General features: G+C 61.8%; 10 protein-coding genes. All 10 read right to left on the bottom strand.

The window, feature by feature from the left end; all coding sequences use genetic code 11:
• Positions 1-3 precede the first annotated feature (3 nt).
• The 10 genes from P1S46_01785 to P1S46_01740 all read right to left on the bottom strand — a co-directional run bounded on the left by P1S46_01785 (position 4) and on the right by P1S46_01740 (position 17,764).
• On the bottom strand, positions 4-5,718 hold the full coding sequence (locus tag P1S46_01785) for a prepilin-type N-terminal cleavage/methylation domain-containing protein (protein ID MDF1535216.1): 5,715 nt from the start codon (positions 5,716-5,718) through the stop codon (positions 4-6).
• 75 nt (positions 5,719-5,793) lie between these two features.
• Positions 5,794-6,309 carry a prepilin-type N-terminal cleavage/methylation domain-containing protein gene (locus P1S46_01780; protein ID MDF1535215.1) on the bottom strand — a complete coding sequence of 172 codons (516 nt, stop codon included), beginning with the start codon at positions 6,307-6,309 and terminating at the stop codon, positions 5,794-5,796.
• 38 nt (positions 6,310-6,347) lie between these two features.
• Positions 6,348-7,013, bottom strand: a complete 666-nt coding sequence (locus P1S46_01775; protein MDF1535214.1) for a prepilin-type N-terminal cleavage/methylation domain-containing protein — start codon at positions 7,011-7,013, stop codon at positions 6,348-6,350.
• 213 nt (positions 7,014-7,226) lie between these two features.
• Positions 7,227-8,627, bottom strand: a complete 1,401-nt coding sequence (locus tag P1S46_01770) for a sigma-54 dependent transcriptional regulator (GenBank protein MDF1535213.1) — start codon at positions 8,625-8,627, stop codon at positions 7,227-7,229.
• Between the two features lie 81 nt (positions 8,628-8,708).
• Positions 8,709-10,403, bottom strand: a complete 1,695-nt coding sequence (locus P1S46_01765; GenBank protein ID MDF1535212.1) for an ATP-binding protein — start codon at positions 10,401-10,403, stop codon at positions 8,709-8,711.
• Complete coding sequence (locus P1S46_01760; protein MDF1535211.1) at positions 10,379-11,158, bottom strand: prepilin peptidase; 780 nt, start codon at positions 11,156-11,158, stop codon at positions 10,379-10,381. Before P1S46_01760 ends, P1S46_01765 begins: the two co-directional genes overlap by 25 nt.
• Before the next feature lie 112 nt (positions 11,159-11,270).
• Positions 11,271-12,446 (bottom strand): glycosyltransferase family 4 protein, encoded by a 1,176-nt coding sequence (locus tag P1S46_01755; GenBank protein ID MDF1535210.1) that lies wholly within the window; start codon positions 12,444-12,446, stop codon positions 11,271-11,273.
• Positions 12,443-13,756, bottom strand: a complete 1,314-nt coding sequence (locus P1S46_01750) for an FAD-dependent oxidoreductase (GenBank protein ID MDF1535209.1) — start codon at positions 13,754-13,756, stop codon at positions 12,443-12,445. Before P1S46_01750 ends, P1S46_01755 begins: the two co-directional genes overlap by 4 nt.
• Positions 13,749-15,728 carry a glycosyltransferase family 39 protein gene (locus P1S46_01745; protein MDF1535208.1) on the bottom strand — a complete coding sequence of 660 codons (1,980 nt, stop codon included), beginning with the start codon at positions 15,726-15,728 and terminating at the stop codon, positions 13,749-13,751. The genes P1S46_01750 and P1S46_01745 overlap by 8 nt, the downstream gene beginning before the upstream one ends.
• Positions 15,725-17,764: a hypothetical protein gene (locus P1S46_01740; GenBank protein MDF1535207.1), complete on the bottom strand. Its 2,040-nt coding sequence runs from the start codon at positions 17,762-17,764 to the stop codon at positions 15,725-15,727. The genes P1S46_01745 and P1S46_01740 overlap by 4 nt, the downstream gene beginning before the upstream one ends.
• Positions 17,765-17,825: the final 61 nt, after the last annotated feature.

Below are 17,825 nucleotides of genomic sequence, written 5' to 3'. Positions count from 1 at the left end.
AAATCACTCTAACCACTCCAACCACTTGTCTTTAACGCAATCCCAGGAAACCTCCCTGAGAAAATCGGCAGTAAGCGGCTGGATCCCGTAGAGGCGGAACTTGACCGAATAGTCGTTGCGCAGGTCATCGGGGGGAGTGAACTTGAAATAGCCCGCTGAATCGGTTCCCGAGTATCTGATCGTCGTTATCCAGCCCGGCAGGGAGTCGCTCCAGTAGTTCAACTCCATCTGTACAGAGTAACCTTCGGCGGGTTTCCCGCTGTTCCAGATGAGGTTCCCCGACACCGTCAGGTTGAGGTAAGACGGCGCGAAAGCCGGGGCCAGGTCGTACGTGAGACCGGTGGCCATAAGGTATTGCGTATCGGAACCGAACAACTCCCACCAGGCAGGAGGGGAAGAGGGGTCTGGCGGCGGCGGCTGCGGATGATCCAGGAACAGGGGGATCCAGTAATTGTTCCAGTAGGGGCCTGCCACGGGTTCGAACAGTATCGCAGCCATATCCGTGCTGTTGTATGTCCAGGTGCCGCTGGGGGCGCTGATGGTGCCCACATGGCCGGCGGCATCGGTTGTCACCGTCACGCTGTATACATCCGCAGGTTTGATGGTCCCGTCGAGATCGTAATCATACAATGAACAGGTCGGGGGGTCCATGCAGGTCCAGTACCAGCGATGGAAGGAAACCTTGACCGAGTAGAAGGCTGCCGGCCCGTTGCAGTCATTGATCGTCGCCGTGTCCAGAGTCAGTTGCCAGTCGCCGGAGCCGGGGGGAGGCGCTTCCTTCCAGCTGAGGTCCGCGCCGTCGGGATCGAGGGTATTGGGGGGACTGACATATATCAGGTTCTCCACCGTGATCGTTACGGGCCCCTGGCGCAAGGCTACGTGGCCCGCATGGTCCGTGGCATAGGCCCATATCTCGTAGGTGCTGCCGGGAGTCAGGGTGCATGTGTCCATGGAATAGATCTTTCTAAAATCCCTCACCTTTTCCTGAGCTGTAAAACTGTAACTCTCCACGTGTTCCCACGGCCCGATATCCGGGTCAATACCCATTCCCGACTCGATGTAGCGGTGCTCCACGGTGCTGAGGAAACCCTGATCCAAAGCTTCCATTATAACGTTGATATACCCCTGCGTGGGCAACGCGTTCGGGATCACCGAGGGCAAACTGGCCCCTGGCAGATTGTTGTCCAGGTAGACCCAGAGGTACGGCCGGGTGACGGCCTGGTTTCCGGCCTCGTCCCATGCGTCGGCCGTTATCCTGTAAAAACCTTCGTCATGGGGAGGCGGAATCGGGGCCGCCAAGTCGGAAGTGGCCCAGGCGACCGAGAAGGTACCTGAGGAAGCGTCCAGGGGCAAAGAATACTGATTCCCCAACGACCACTGATCCAAGTACTGCTCCCATTCGAAAGATCCCTGCAGTGGCCACATGTCGCTGGCGGCGGCGGAAACGATGACGTCCCCTGTGATGAAGCCGCCCACCGTCACTTCCTGGCCGCCGTTATACTCGGTCATATATACTGTGAAGGATGGACCCACCATGGGGCCAACGGCCAGGTTCTTCACAACAGGCTCCGCGGTGTCGATCCTGGTGCTGATCGCCGTGGAGGCCTGATTGGGCGACGGCATGGCGACGTCGGCGGCGTCCACCGTCAGGGTCATGATCCCCTCCACGTCGTCACAAAGCTTGATGCTGCCAGGCCATTCAAAAGTGTAGGTGCCGTTCCCCAGGGCGGGGGATATTGTCGGAGTCAGCCCGGTCGCGTCACAGGCGCCTGGCCCGGCGAAATGAGCCAGGACCGTTGTGGTATCCACCCTGTTGGGATCGCCGGCCGCGATGATCGGATCCTGAATGTCAATATCCACGCTCAGCGGGCTGGTAATGACATCGACAGTGGTCAGGTATGACGGGGGAGGACCGTATGTGATAGCAGGAGGAACGTGGTCACCGAAGATCTGCAAAACCGTCCAGAAATCGTTCCCCTGGGCGTCCTGGAGGGTCGCGATCAGTTCGATCTCCCCCTCCAGTGTCGAACCACTGGCCGGGATGGTGTCAAGGTTGTACACATAGGTCCCGCCCCCGGTGCCGGCGAAGGATGCGGCGATGGCGCCCCCTACCGCGAGGGACACCGTATAGGTGCCGGCTGCCGGCGCCATATTGGCCACCTGCATACCGATATCCACCGACTGGCTGTAGATTGCGTTGTTTGTCGGATAAGGGAACCAGATGGGGGTCAGACCGTTTGAGACAGACACACCAACGGCGGCGCTGGCGCCCATGTTGAGGCTTTTATCGTAGGCCACAGCGCTAAGGGTGTGGCCGCCGTCCAGCCAGTACGGGATGCTGCCAACGGCGGTGGTCCAGGTGAAGGTGTGATCGCCCGGAAGGCCCGCTCCCGGGAGCGTCTGGTACAGCCGCCCGTTGATGTACAGCTCGACGTGGTCGATGCCCGCCCACGATGTGGCATTGGCCACGTCGACGGCGTTCACCATGACCTGCACCTCACTTGACAGGACGGCTCCGGCACTCGGCGTAGTGATCGCCACCAGAGGGGGATCCTGGTCCTTCATGAAGAACGTTCGGGTCTTTGCCGGAAGGTAGCTGCCCGGCACATCGTAGGTCATGGTGACGTATCTCGGGAGCGTGGGGGTGGCCAGCAGATATGCGAAATCGGACGGGTCGGTCCTGAGCATGGAGAAGTACTTTCCACTGTAGATGAGCCAGTCGGGCACCATGATGCCGGTGTCCCCCTCTTCCCTCAGGACCAGGATGTCCGTGTCGTCCGCACCGGAACCGGACACGATGGTGATCGTGACGGTATCGGCATCGGAGCTGCCGTCGCCCGCCAGGAAGGGCAGGGACAGTTCAGGCCGCAGACTGTCCCCGGGGGATACCGCTACCTGGAGCGGATCTGCCGGGTCAATGACCTCCACTTCCGGAGCCGGCAGCCTGAAGATCCTGAAGGTATCCGCCCCTAAGGTCTTGACGGTCCAAGAAGGGTTGTCCAGCGGGTTGTCCTTGTCCTTGTAGGTCATGGTGATGGTGTCGCCGTCACGGACCTGAAGGGTCTTGTCATCCCTGTCCACCGTCGTGGCCAGGGCAGGGAAGAACCGGGTGTTGAGGGTCGCGCGGAACTCGGCCGAATTACCGCTCCACTCGGTGAGACCTACGACCTCGATGTCGCCCGTAAGCGCGCTTTCGAGGGTCACCTCCACGTCGTACGGGCTCGAAAAAGAATCCTGGCCGGTGGGTTCCTCGTTCTCGTCGTAATCGAAGATCTGCAGGTAGAGGTCATCCCCCGGGTTGAAGCTTTCACCTGTCCCGATCTTGTCCGATAGACCGTAGAGGCCGCTCCGGTAGATGCCGCTTTTTACCTGCGGATGGTTGGTCTCTTTCATGCCAACATTCATAATGCCGGAATAGTCGGCCCCGTTGATGGTCGCGGTCGCCGTTACCATGAGTGATCCGTCCCAGTCGGCCGTACCGGAGTACAGCTGCACAGCCGCGACGGCGAAGTTATCCGAATCCACCGATTTCGAGACCGTGTTAAAGGGAGAAACGGCATCGAAGGAACCGTTGCCGGTGGGCTCTCCGGCCACAGTGAATTTAACGGGGAAAACACGGGGGAAGGTGGAGGAGTGGAGGTTGACGCAAAACCCCGAGTCCTCTTGGTACTCCAACACCTCAGCCTGGATCGTCACGTTGTCATTGGTGTTACCCGCCTGGAGCTGCTTGCCAAGGGGATTGGAGTCAAGTACCAGGAACGGACCGGCGTCGGGATTCTGGGACCTTGTGGTGAGGAGTTTAAAGGCCACTGTCTCGGACTTTGTGGCCGGGTCGGCAATGGTCGAAACCGAGATAAAGATGTTCTGGTCGAGCTGTTCGATACCGCACCCGAGGTTCGACTCCCAGGCCAGGTCGTAACTGCCCGTCGATGGGTTGTAGGTCGGCCCTGTAATGTGGCCGATGGACACCGACACCGTGTCGACTGTCTCTCCAAAGACCCGGTTCCCGCAGGCATCCTCAAGATGGAACCGGATACCGACCTCCTGCCCGTCGATACGCTCGATCTCAAAACTGCTTCCGGTGTTTCCGCCCAGTTGGCTGGCGCGGTCCAGAACCGAGGAGGAGAACTGGAAGATCCCGGCCTTGCTGATGTCCACTATGGAATCGATGACAATGTCGTGGGGCATAGCCGCGATCAGCGTCACAGCTATAGCGGGGCTGAACGATCCCCACAGTGCGTTAAGGTTGACAGAGTAGTCTGGAGCCGCCGTTGGCATGGTGTCGGGTGGGATCCAGGTGGCGCTGTAGGTGCCGTCCCCGTTGTCGGTCTCGTCGACAAAGCTCCCGCCGGCCCCGCCGTGGCTCCAGTTCACCGTTTCGCCCGGTATGGAACCGTTACAGCCGTCCAGGAGTTTGGCGCCGAGAAGAACCCTCTCCCCGCTGACGGCCTGGCACATGCGAACTTTTCCCGGAGCCGAAAGGGCGATCGCGCCGCCGGAAGAGTCGACGTAACTCACCGATAATCCGCTATTGAAATAGTCTCCGCTATTGTCAAAATGGGAGGCCGCACCGCCGGTGATCTGGATGGCATTTGACATTGTGCTGACAACCTGTGTGCAGACGCCGTCCGTATAGACGAACTTCAGGTGGATATAGGTGCCTGGTGTCACGTTTGACAGTCCCTGGGCGGCCAGGTACCGCAGTTCGCCAGTGTCAGTATGATTATTGATGGCAGTAGTATCGGTGGGATCGTAGATATTATATGAAGTGTTGTTGTCATCATAGGCATAGACCTGGATCCCCCGGTTGGGATTGGTATTGGTGGTGAGGTCCGCGTTCTTCGCGAAGACCTCGATCAGGGGATTGTCGTCCCAGTTGGATGTCATATCCGGTACATTCCCGGATAACATGGCGAGTTGGTCGCGACAGGCCGCATACTTCCCGTTACCCGGGATAGTCGGGGGAGTAACAGTACGATCCAGTTCTCCACAGTAACCCAAAACGATCTGTCCGGCCTGGGTCGTCACGTCCTCGAGGTTCCGGGCCTTGAGGTCCAGCACCGCCTTGCGTTTGCGGAAATTCGGGTTGGCTCCGCTCTCCGGATCGGTGTACTGCCAATCCGGCTGGGAGGTCCGCGCCGTGACCCGGGCCTTGACCCGCTGGATCATCAGGAGGGATTTGTCTCCCCCGGTGGGGTATCCACCGACCCCGCCGGGAATCCCGGGGCTGCATAGTGTGGTTGAAAGAGTGCTGGCACACGGCGGACTGGCCGGATTCACATTCACCAATTCGTTTTGAACGTTGAAGTAGGAAAAGGCCATGGCCTCGATGTCCGAGGCCATGACTCTCAGGTTGTTGTCCTCTACACCTGTCACATAGGCTCCTGTGGCCCGTGAGATGTTATTAAGGGTGGGGTTGAACTGGTACCGGATGTACTGGATGGTCTGGCCGGTGTTGGGGATGTTGGCCTGAAAGATGATGTCGGTGGGCGATGCCTTTAATACCCCGATCCCGGGCACCCGGTACCCCAGCCAGGAAAGCTCCTGGTTGATAAACTCCATGGTGGCCCGGAGGTTTTCCTGCATTGCGGAAACCTGTTCCTGGGTCCGGAAGAACCGCTCCTGGGTGGAGAACACCTTGTAGACCACGCTCATGATGAGCCCGAGGATCACCAGGGCAACCATGAGTTCGGTGAGGGTGAAGCCCTTGTCACCCACGGTTTTCTTCAATGCTCTCGTTCTTTGCGACCGCAACATCGTTCCATCCTCCATCGAGAAGTAGTTCAACTGTTTCTAATTGAAATATACCGTGTCCTTAAAACCGATCTGGGTCTCCAGGTCCAGGTATCTTGGCTCCCCGTTCCAGGTCCACTCAACCCGTACGCGGATCGTCTTGAAATCGGGTATGGGGGTATTGTCAGCGATGTTCCATTTCCTGGTGAAGATCTTCCCCAGGCCACTTGAATCCTGGGACTCGTTCATGGGCGGATCCGTGAAATCGGGGGTGGTCCAGTTGTCCAGAGACGTACTGCCGTTCTGGTCCTGGAGATCCGGCACCGCAGAGTTCACGATACTCGGATTGTTCTGGTTCTGAAGGCAATAGGAACCGACTCTCTTGAGGGATTCGATCTTGGATCGGGCCAGGTTCACGGCGGCTGATGTGTTCCGCGAAGCCGTGTTGCCGAAGCTCGACTGCATCTGGAGCTTCATGATCCCCAGGATCCCGACAGCCAGGATCGTCATGGCGATCAGGAGCTCCAGGAGGCCAAAACCCCTTTGCCCCGCACTCCTGGAACGGAAACCCGGCATTGTAATCCCTGATTTTTCCCGTACGCACACCGTTTTCATCATTGCCACGCTCCCCCATACCATCTCCACACCTTGACGCGTCCTGTGATCTGGACCGAGACGGCGTACCCCCCTCCCAGGTTGTTTCTCAGGTAAATGACGACAGGAGTATTGACCGTATTATTGGCCGAGAGGTTAACGACAGGCACGCCGGTGGGCCGGTATCCCACATACCCGCCACTGCCCAAAGCATAGGTCCCCTCCGCGTAGCTGGTGATGAAATTACCGGCACCTGGGTAGGTAGTATTGTCCGGACCCGTGCCGGAAGTGTACCCGTCCGGAAAACCGAAGGTGACGTTGGCCGGAAGCAGGAAACAGGGTCTCGAATCCATCGAGTCCGGAAGATCGAGGCGGGAATCGTCGTAATCAGCGGGGAAATCGGGCGTATTGGGTGGATCATTGTCCACGAACCCCGTGAAGTAGTGCTTACCGGCCGTATTGTAGTTCGCGTCAAACCAGGCAACCTTGTTGGTGGTCACCGCCCGGATCTTGAGGTACTGCAAAGTGGACGCGATACGGTTGGCCGTGGCCCGCAGGCGGTACTTGGGCAGGTCGCCCAGCATGTTGTAGACGGCGATGGAGGTCAGCAGGAGGGTGATGGAGACCGCCATCATCAGCTCCACCAGGGTAAACCCATGCTCTTTTCTCAAAACCCGTTTCATCATCTTTCCTCCGCACAGGGGATAAAGCAAAAGGCATACCAGTTTAAGTTCCCCGAAATGTTTGGCTTTTTCCGTCCAATTAAATCTTTGCCGATACTTTTTTCATAGTTACCAAGAAAACATTTCGGGGAACTGTTTACAGTCTACAGTTCACGGTTTACGGTTTCAAACGCCTTATGCGCTCTATAAGGGCTCTGCAATTTCACTGTAAACCGTCTACTGTGAACCGTTAACTGAAGTTCCCTGTTTGGGAACTTCGATCCCGTAATCCTTGATCTTGTAAAGCAGGGCCCGGTGGCTGATCTCCAGGAGCCGCGCCGCCTGGCTCCGGTTGTACTGCGTCTTGACAAGGGCCCTTTCGATGAGCCTCTTTTCCAGGACGCGGGAGCTTTTTTTTATGGAAAGTTCGTCTTCGGGCAGCTCTTCCCTGTCCACAGGGATCCCCTCGCTGAGAAGGGGGATAATGTCCCCGGAATGCAGGGTCACCGACTCCGCGAGGATGGCGGCGCGTTCCAGCAGGTTTTCCAGCTCCCTTACGTTCCCCGGCCAGGGGTATTTGAGGAGAGCTTTGAGGCCATGGGGGGAAAGGGAGCGCTGCCCGCCTCCAAGGCGCAGGGAGATGCGATCCAGCAGGTGATCGGCGAGGGGGTGGATGTCCTCGGTCCTCTGCCTGAGGGGCGGGATCTGGATGGGGACCACGTTGAGCCTGTAGAAAAGGTCCTCCCTGAACCGGCCCTGCCGGACGGCCGCCGACAGGTCGGCCGCGGTGGCCGCGATGATCCGCACGTCCACCTGGATGGAGGTGTTGCCGCCCACCCGGCGCACCTCGCCCTCCTGGATGGCCCGGAGGAACTTGACCTGCATGTCCAGGGGAAGGTCTCCGATCTCGTCTAAAAACAGGGTCCCGCCGCTCGCCTCCTCGAAAAGGCCGGCCTTGTCGGCCACGGCGTCGGTAAAGGCCCCCCGGGCGTGGCCGAAAAACTCGCTCTCCATGAGGGTCGCCGGGATGGCTCCGCAGTTCACCGCCACGAAGGGGTCATCCTTCCAGGGGCCAAGGTTGTGGACCGCCCGGGCCAGGACCTCCTTGCCGGTCCCGCTCTCACCGGTGATGAGCACATGGCTGCGGTACCCCGCCACCTTGCGGACCGTCTCCATGATCCTGACCATGGAGGGACTCCTTGCCACGATCCCCTCGAGGCTGAACCGCTCGCCAACCTCCTCCTTGAGGCGAAGGTTCTCCCGGCGGAGGCCCTCCCGCTCCTGGGCTTTGCGGATGGTCAGCAGGATCTCGTCGGCCTTGAACGGCTTGCTGATGTAATCGTAGGCGCCCCTCTTGAGCGCCTCCACGGCCAGGTCCACCGTGCCGAAGGCGGACATCATGATCACCGTGATCTCGGGGTACAGGGAGCGGACCCGGTCCAGGAGCCCGAGCCCGTCCATGCCCGGCATGCGGATGTCGGAAAGGACCAGGTCGAAGGGCCGCTCCCCAAGAAGGCCCAGGGCCTCCGGCCCGTCCGGGGCGCTGCTGACCTGGTACCCCTCTTTCTGGAGGAGCACCGCGATCATTGAGCGCACGCTCTCTTCGTCGTCGACAATGAGGATCTTTTTCAACTCCATGGGTCAACCTTTCAAACTCTGGCCCGATCTATGGCCAGGAAACCGTCCGACGCGGGGACACGGAGAAGGGGAGACACGGAGTTAAGGCTTTTTCTCCGCGTCGCCGCGTCGCCGCGTCACCGTGTCCGTATTTACCATTTTGCTTCCGGTGGGAAGCAAAATGGTAAATCTCGCTCCACCCTCTTCCACATTCCCGGCCAGCAGCCTTCCACCGTGGGCCTCCACGATGCCGTAGGCGATGGAAAGGCCGAGGCCCGTCCCCTCCCCCGTGCCCTTGGTGGTGAAAAAGGGGTCGAAGATCCGTTCCAGGACCTCGGCCGGGATCCCGGGGCCGGAGTCGGTGACGGTGACGGCCGCCACCCGGTCGCCTTCCCTGAGGGAGCAGACGTCCGGCAGGACCGTCCTCATGGTCGCGTAATCGTCCTCCGCCCGGTCTGTGGCCCGCCTTCTCGGAACCGTCCCATCCTCCCTGGTGAGAAGCCTGGCCTCCGTGACCACCTCCAGGGTGCCTTTCCCCTCGACGGCCTGCGCCGCGTTGAGGAGGATATTGACGAGGATCTGCCCGAGCTGGTGCCGGTCCCCGCTGATCCGGGGATCCTCTTCGCACAGTTCCATCCTCACATCCACCCCCCTGAAAACACCCTGGGGGATGACCAGTTCCACCGACATCCGGACCAGCTCGTTCACCGGGAACTGCTCGACGAGGACATCACTCGGGCGGGAAAAGTCCAGAAGCCCCTGGATGATCCGGCGGATCCGTTCCGTTTCACCCTCGATGTACCCCAGGTGCCTTTGCTCCTCGGGGTCGGTGGCCTCCCTCCTGAGGATCGAGGCGTAGCCGAGGATGGCGGAAAGGGGGTTCCCGATCTCGTGGGCGATGCCCGCGGCGAGCCGCCCCACCGAGGCCAGCTTTTCCACCCGCACCATCTCTCTCTGGGTGCGGACGAGCTCCAGGTTGGTCCTTCGGAGGGTTGTCAGATGCTCCTCCTGCTTCAAAACGGCCTCCTGGACCCTGTCGGCCATGGCGTTGAAGGAGGCGGACAGGGCGGCGATCTCCTTCGGACCCTGGACGGGCACCCTGGCGTCGTAATCGCCCCCGGCCAGGGCCTGGGCGCCATGGGAGATCCGGACAATGGGACGCACGGCGACGCGGCCGATGAGCCACCCGCCGAAAAGGACGATGACGATGGCATCCAGAAAGGCGAAGGTGAAGACGATCCTCCTGTGCAGCCCGAGGACCAGCCCCAGGTTCTCCAGGGGGTACGACACCGCAAAGGCGCCCACGAGGACCCCCTTCCTGTAAACCGGGGCGGCGAAGGTCCAGGTGCCCCGCGGTTCGTCGGGCACCTTGCCGGCGATCTCACCCGGAACCACCATGGCTCCCTTTTCCAGGGCCCTGACGAGAGCAGGCTCCCTGGTGACCGACTCCACCTCCTGTTCCCTCATCCCGGCAACGATCCTCCCCCGGCTGTCGGTCACCTTGAAAGCGGAGATCCCGACCCCGGCCGCCGTCTGGCGCAGGAACCCCGGCAGTTCCCCATCCCCCTCCCCGCCGCCCAACCAGCCGGACAGGCCCAACTGGAGGGAACGGGTGACCTGGGTGAGGGATTCGAGTTTCTGGAGCAGGATCGTCTTCTCCGCAGATTTGAGCGCCGTGGCGCCCATGAACAGGACACCGGCCAGCATGATGATCCCCAGGCTGACCAGGATCTCCCACCTGAGCCCCCTCTGTCCCCGAACCGTCAGGGTTTTTATGAGAACTTTCCAAGATACCAAAGGAGGATCTCCACTCCGAAGAACATGTGGACAATGGCGCCCAGGGCCAGGAAGGGGCCGAAGGGTACCGGGAACTTTCTCACCGGTTCTCCCTTTGCCAGGGCAAACCCCACTCCCGTCAGGCTGCCCGTGAGGGACGACACCATGACAGTCACGGGAAGGGCCTGCCAGCCCAGAAACGCGCCGATCATGGCCATGAGCTTGACATCGCCCATCCCCATCCCCTCGTCCCCCATGATCTTCTCGTAGGCGTAAAGAACGAAAAACAGGAACCCCGCCCCCGCCGCACATCCGATAAGAGCATCCAGCGGCCGCGGGGTCCCGGGCAGAAAACTCACCGCAAGCCCCGCCACGGTCCCGGGCAGGGAGATGGCGTCGGGGATGATGCGGTGGTCGAGATCGATGACGGTAATCACCACCAGGGCCCACGCGAAAAGGAGCAGGGGTATGGTCATGGGACCGATCCCGAAACGGGCGACGACCCCCGCAAAGAGAAGCCCTGTCAGGGCCTCCACCCCGGGGTATCTCCACGAGATCCCCTCCCTACAGGATCGGCATCGCCCCCGCAGGATGAGGTAGCTGAGCAGGGGCACGTTGTCGTACCACCGGATGGCCGTGCCGCAGGCCGGGCAGCGGGACCCGGGAAAAACGACGGACCGTCCCAGGGGCAAGCGGTAGATGACCACGTTGCCGAAGCTGCCCATGGCCAGACCGATGGCGAAAGCTAAAATAGCCATCTGGTGGTGCATACTCATAATTGCACCTCCAGATGGCCAGTGCATGAGTGCATGAGTGCACGGGTGCAGAAAGTCTCTGTTGCACTTTTGCACTTAACTGCACTTCTGCACTGAGCGACCGATATTGTGGCTACCATAGACCTTTCTCCTTTAAGAGTTGCTCATAAAGTTCCTCCTGCTGCCTCACCATGAGATCCCGGTCGAACTCCCCCACCGCTCCCTGCCCGGCACGGCCCATGGCGGCCGCCTTGTCGGGATCCAGGAGAAGTGCTGTCACCCGTTCGGCCATGGTCTTGACATCGCCGGGCTCGCACAGGTAACCATCCACCCCGTCCCGGACCGCCTCGACCGACCCGTCCACCGCGCTGGCGACCACGGGCCGTCCGGCTGCCATGGCCTGGGGGATGACTCGCGGCAGCCCTTCCCACAGGGAGGTCAGGACGACCACCCGGCTGCTTTTCATGAGCTGGGGGATGTCTTCCCGCCATCCCAGAGGGAGGACAATCCCCGACAGACCCAGATGGTTTATCTCATTACTGATGGCATTTTTAAGTTCTCCATCCCCTGCAAGGATGAACCTGGCGTCCGGGATCCTTTCATGCACTCTGGCCGCGACCCTTACAAAATCGAGTGGCGCCTTCTGCGGCTTGAGACACGCCACCATAAGAACGACAGGAGAAGTTTCAGGAATATTAATGATTGTAGAAAGGTTCAATGACATCTTTTCCGCCGTGCGGAAAAGATCCAGGTCAAAGCCCGAGCGGATCACGGTGCAGCCCCCGGGCGGGAACAGGCCGAGGCGGAGGCCCTCTTTCCGGTTCGCATGGGAAACGGCGATAAAATGGTCCGTGATCTTTGATGTGGCCTTCTCGGCGGTCATGAACAGCCACCGCTTCGCCGGGCTCTGGGCCGGTGTGAACCCGAACCCGTGGATGGAGTGGATGACGACGGGGATACCGGCCTTCCAGGCGGCCCACCGGCCCAGGATACCCGCCTTGGAGCTGTGGCTATGAACGATGGCGGGCCCGCCCCGGTAAGGATCCAGCAGACCCACGATCTCCCGGTAGGCTGCCCAGTCTCTGCCGGGCCTGATGGACCGCTCCATGCCGGGGACGATCTCAAGGGCCACCTTCCGCTCCTCCGCCAGGCCGCGCGCCTCGTCCATGAGGTAGCCCTCGGAACCTGTCAAGAGAACGGGTGTGAAGCGCTCCCGGTCCAGGGCCGAAACGGTATAGAGGGTGTTCTGTTGAGCGCCCCCGAACTCCAGTTTGGTGATGATGTGGATCACCGGGACCGGGGCCGTCATGGCAATGTCTCCCGGGCAAGCACCTCCCTGGCGGCGTCAAGGCCCCACTGGACCGCGTCCTGCATGGCCGAATACTCCCAGCCCCCGTAGCGCCCCACCGAAAGGATCTGCCTTTCGCCCAGTTCCGAGAGGATGACAGGAAGCTCCCGGGCCCGGAACCGGTCGTGGAAGACGTAGGCGCACGGCATGGCCAGGTCGACGCGGGCCGCGACACCGGTATTCTCCGGGATGATCCCCGTGTCTTTCAGGGTCCGCACCACCGAGGTGAACAGGTGGCCGGCGTCGGGAGGGGAACCGGAAACGAAGGCCGCCTCGGCATACAACGACCCGCACCCTGCCGGCGCCACGTGGTCTGAGAAGTTGGACGGGAAGCCCACCCTGTAAAAGGGGAGATCCTTGTCCGGGAAGTAGATCCAGTGGTCGTCCCGCGTCACGGGGCCGTCCAGACCGAGGCACACGCCCAGGACCGCACTCGCGCGAAGCTTTCCGGCTGCCGATCCGATGGCGGAAGGCAGGCCTGTGGTCATGGCGAGGAGGTCCGGCAGGGGCATGGTGCTGACGAGGGACCGGTAAGGTATCCTGCCGCCGCCTTCCACGGTAACCACCTTGCGGGCGGCGTCGACGCCGGTGACCTTCACCCCGGTCCGGATCGCCTCCTCCTGCCCGGCGGCCAGGCATCGCGGCAGGAGCTCGATGCCCCCCTGCCCCGGGTAGAAGAATGTGGCGTTGTACCCGAAGGACGGTGGGTCCCCCCCGGCGGCGATCCGCTCGATCTCATCCGCGGTTGGGCGCGGTATCGACCAGGAGGTCCACGAGACCTCCATCTCCTCCAGGGGATGCCCGTAGAGCTTCCGGTTGTAGGGGATCATGAAAAGGTCGGACAGAGTTCCGCCGAACTGGGCCTCGGCCCATTCGTCGAAGGACACGTCCCTCGAAACGGTTTTGCCGGCTACCGTCTTCAGCTCTTCCAGACACGCTTTAGCCGTTGCGGCCGGGAGGAAACCGAAGTGGGCCTGGATAGGGTAAGGGACGAAGGTGCCCTCAACGAAGATGGACGCCCGCCTGCCGTGCTCTGCCAGTTGCCCCCCCACGAGTTCCATGATGAGGTCCCGGCTCTGTCCCTCCTTAAGGTGGAGCAGGTGCCCGGTATAGTCGAAGGTGTATCCCCCCACGGTCCGGGTGCGGCAAAGCCCCCCCGGCCTGTCGGCCGCCTCCAGGATCACGTAGGGAACCCCCGCTTCACCCAGGGCGCGGCCCGCGGTGAGGCCGGCGAGGCCGGCGCCAATTATGACGACCCGAGGATCAGTCATGCTGCACCTTCCATACGGAAATACCGCTGTGGACAAAAACCTTTTTCGTCCGCTCTTTGAGAAAAGTGTTCAGAATGTCCCACTCTTCCGGATCGAGGCGCAAACTGGGAGTCTTGGCTGCCAGCCTTTCCATCTCAACAGGGTTGTACAAGATGTGGGAGAACCCCCTGGCCAACAGGGTATCGGCGATCTCATCTGACATTTTCCCCGCCCGAACCAGCTCCACCAGGCGGTTGGGAACCTCGAAAGTCGCGACCTCCCTGTCGAACCCGGAATAAAAGCCTTTCATCTCGCCCAGGAAAAGGACCTTTTCCGGAGGGGGTTCGGCCCGGTTCAGATATGTGATGGCACCGTAGGGAGCGTAGGTGCGCTCGAGGTACTCGCGGGACGTCAGGCGGCCGAACGCTCCCGACACGGCGTCGGCGTAGGAGTCCATGAAACCGAGAAAGGCGGCGAGGTTCATGAAAGCCAGGAATACCACCACCCCCGTCAGGACCGGTCCCGCGCGGGGCGCCTCCCGCACCGTGCCCCTGAACGCCGCGGCAAACCACAGGAGTGTCATGACCGCCATGGGCATGGCGAACCTCCCGGCCCGGAAGGTCAGGTACCAGACCGTCAGGGAAAGTCCCGTCCAGAGGAGGAGAAAGGGATCCAGCGACCGGGTCCGGTAGAGCCAGGCGACCGTGGGGAGAAGGACGAGGGGGACGAGGCCGGTGGACAAAGACAGCTGGAGTTCCCAGTAGCGGAAGACCGACTGGTAGGGCACCAGGGTCCATTTCCACAGGTCGGCCGCGGCGAACCCCTTGAAATAGGCGTCCCCGGCCAGGGAGGAAAGCCCCGGGATCTGGCCGGTGAGTCCGCTGATCAGGGGAAAGAGGGGATCCCCCGTAAAAAGCATGTTTTTCAGGTACCAGGGGCTGGCCGTGGCCAGGGCGATGGTCCCGAACAGGGCCCATTTCCGCGCGGCTCCCTTTTCCTCCCGCTTCAGTGCAAGGAGAAGCCCGGCGGCTGCCGGCACGCCGATGGCGAACCCCAGTCCGGTGTATTTCGTCCCGGCCGCGAAACCGGCAAGGACACCGGCGAGGACGATCGTTCCGGGCGGCGACATTCGGTCCCCCGGCAGGCCTGAAAGGAGAAGGACCGTCCCCAGGGTGAAAAAGGTCATATACCAGTCGTTGTGGAAAAAACCGCTCACAGTCATGAGCGGCGGCGTGAACGCCACGAGGACGATGGCCCAGGCGGCAGTCTCGTCGTCGAAACGCTCCCGGCCCCAGGACCAGACCAGGCCAAGGACCAGGATGAAGCCCAAAAGGGAGATGATCCCGGCGGTGCCGACACCGGCAAGGGCAAGCCCCACGCCGTACAGGACCTCCACCAGCTGGGGGTATCCGGAGTAGAGGTTCTCGGGAATGTGAAAGATCCTTCCGTCCTGAAGGTACCTCGACGGCAGTTCCAGGTGATAGGACATGGCGTCAAAGTAGACCGGCGGCACCAGGACGAAGGTGAAGTTGAGGAAGAGGGCCACCCCCGTCAGCCCCAGGGGGAACAGGGCTGAGTTGCCCCTCGGAACGGGGAGGGGCGGGAAAGGGACCCTCAGCATCTTCATGGCGGCCCAGCCTGTCCCGAGGACAGCCAGGACGAGCAGGGTCAGGGCCGGCCGTGTGTACAGGCCTGCCAGCCCCAGGAATAGCGCTTCCAGGGACATGGCCGCGAGACCCACCCCCCCGGCCAGGAAGAGGCGGAGGCCGCTTCTGTCTAGCCCATGGTCCGGAAACAGAAAATGGAGGAGAACCGTTCCCTGGATCCATGCCGCCGCCGCCACAACGACACCCCACGCCAGGGCCCTTATGTTCTGCGCCAGGAGCCACCCCGGCCCCGAGCCCATGGCGGATATTCCGGCAAGGATCAGGGCCGTTCCCAAAGCAGCCAGGGCAGCCGTCTCTCCCCGGTACCGGTCAATACCGCTTTTCACGGCGCCGCCTCCCCTGCCCCCCGGTTTTTCAACCCGTATACCGTAACGGGACCGTTGGAAAAAAGTTGCCGGGTGTCGTCCTCAAGGAACCTCTTCACCCGTTCACGCCCTTCGGGAGACAGTTTCCAGTCAGGGGCGTTCCCGTTCCGATAGGCCATCCTGAACCATTCGGCCTCGTTGAGGAGGATGTGGGAGATACCGGCAGCAGCCAGATCCTTTGAAATTTCCGCAGGGGGACTGTTCTTCCTTGCGAGTTCCATGAGCCGGTTGGGGGCGTTGTGGGAAGGCACCTCCCTCGGGAACCGGGAGTAGAACCCTCTCATCTCCCCGACGAAAAGAACCTTGTCCGGGGGCGGATCCAGCCGGTTCAGGTAGTCGATGGCCGGATAGATCTCGTAGTTTTCCATGAGGTAGCCGGATGACGAGCGCATCCCCAGGGCCGCGCCGACGCTCCTGTTCACGCGATCGTTGAGCCCCACGAACACGGCGCCGTTGACCACCAGGAGGACGGTTACAACGGCAGCAAGGGCCCGCGACCGGCCCGAACGGCTCCCATCAGACAGGCTCTCACAGGAATCAGCCAGGGCGGCGCCCAGCCACAGGCTGGCCGTCATGAGCACCGGCATGGCGTAGCGGGCCGTCCTGAAGTTCAGGTACCACGCCAGGAACGCCAGGATGACCCACCAGAGCAGGAACCGGTCGCCCCGCGGCCGCCCGCGCGCCAGCGCCAGGAGGGGCAGAAGGACGAGGTACTGGACACCGATGGTGGCTGTCATGCTGTAGGACAGGGGATCGAAGACCATCTGATACGGTAAAACAGCCCACTTCCAGAGCAGGGCCAGAGGTTTTGCGCCCACCAGGCCGGAAACGAACCCGGCGCCCGCGTCGGTGGTTCCCAGGAGGTTCGCGAGCAGAGGAAACAGGGGGTCACCCGTGTAGACCCAGTTCCTGATGTACCAGGGAGAGGCGGTCAGAAGGGCAACCCCAAGGAAGAGACCCCAACGGCCGAACCTCCCACCTCTCCCGGCCGTCAATCCACTGATCATGCCGGCTGCGACTGGAACGGCAATGGCGTATCCCAGGGGCTGGTGACGGCACCCTGCAGCCAGTCCGGCCAGGATCCCGGCCAGGACGACGAGACGGCGGTTCCCGATGCCGGAGGAAAGGAGTGACAACGCGGCCAGGGTGTAGAAGGCGGCCGACCAGTCCACACCGGCGTTGACGACCTCCATCAGCATGAGGGGAGAAAGGGCCGTCAGCGCCGCGGCCCACGCGCCCGCCGGGGGAGCGAAGCGGTCCCTGAAGCCCAGCCACAGGACGCAAAGAGTCAGAACAAAATAGAGGTGGTTGAGGAGCCCGGCAAGGTCCGAACCGCTCAGCCCCATGGCGAGGCCGTAGAGCATGTGGTTGAGCTGGGGAGTATAGGAGTAAAGGTTTTCAGGGATGTCGATGATCCGCCCGGCCTGGAGATATCTCGAAGGGACCTCGAGATGGTAGCTCAGGGCGTCGAAGGCGCGGGTGGGGACGAGGACGAAGGGCCAGCTTACAAAAACCGCCAGACCCGTCAGGGCCAGGGGAAGACCCGAACCTGCGGGAAGTTGGCGGGCCGCCTGGTACTCAGCCCGGAGTTCCGGCCATCGGCGGCGGGCGCCTGCCGCCGTGAGAAGAAAGACCAGGAGAACCAGCATGGTCAGGGCCGGGGTTGTCAGGAGTCGGGCCGCGCCGAGCAGGAACGTTTCCAGGGCGAAAAGGCCAAGACCCAGCCCCAGCGCGATGACGGTGACCGGGACCTGCGCGCGGTCGCCCGTATCCGGAAGGACGAGCCCCGCAAGCGCCCTGCCCTGGCCCCAGGCCGCCGCCAGGACCACGACGAACCAGGCCAGGGACGCGAGGTGCCAGGTGAGGAACCGGATGGGAGGGATCACCTCCCGTCCAAAAAAGAGACCTATGGGGACGAGCAGGATCACGGCAGGCACGACAGCCTGCTCGATCCGCCATCCCGTTTTTTCCACTGTAGAAGGCTCGGTATCGTTCATCGCTCCTGGCTCTTAATCCTTAGTTCCGGGTTCCGGGTTCCAGGTTTTAACACCTGGTTCT

It is taken from the genome of bacterium (genome assembly GCA_029210545.1).
Taxonomy (GTDB): Bacteria; BMS3Abin14; BMS3Abin14; order BMS3Abin14; family BMS3Abin14; genus JARGFV01.
This window is presented reverse-complemented; position numbering and strand designations above follow the sequence as displayed.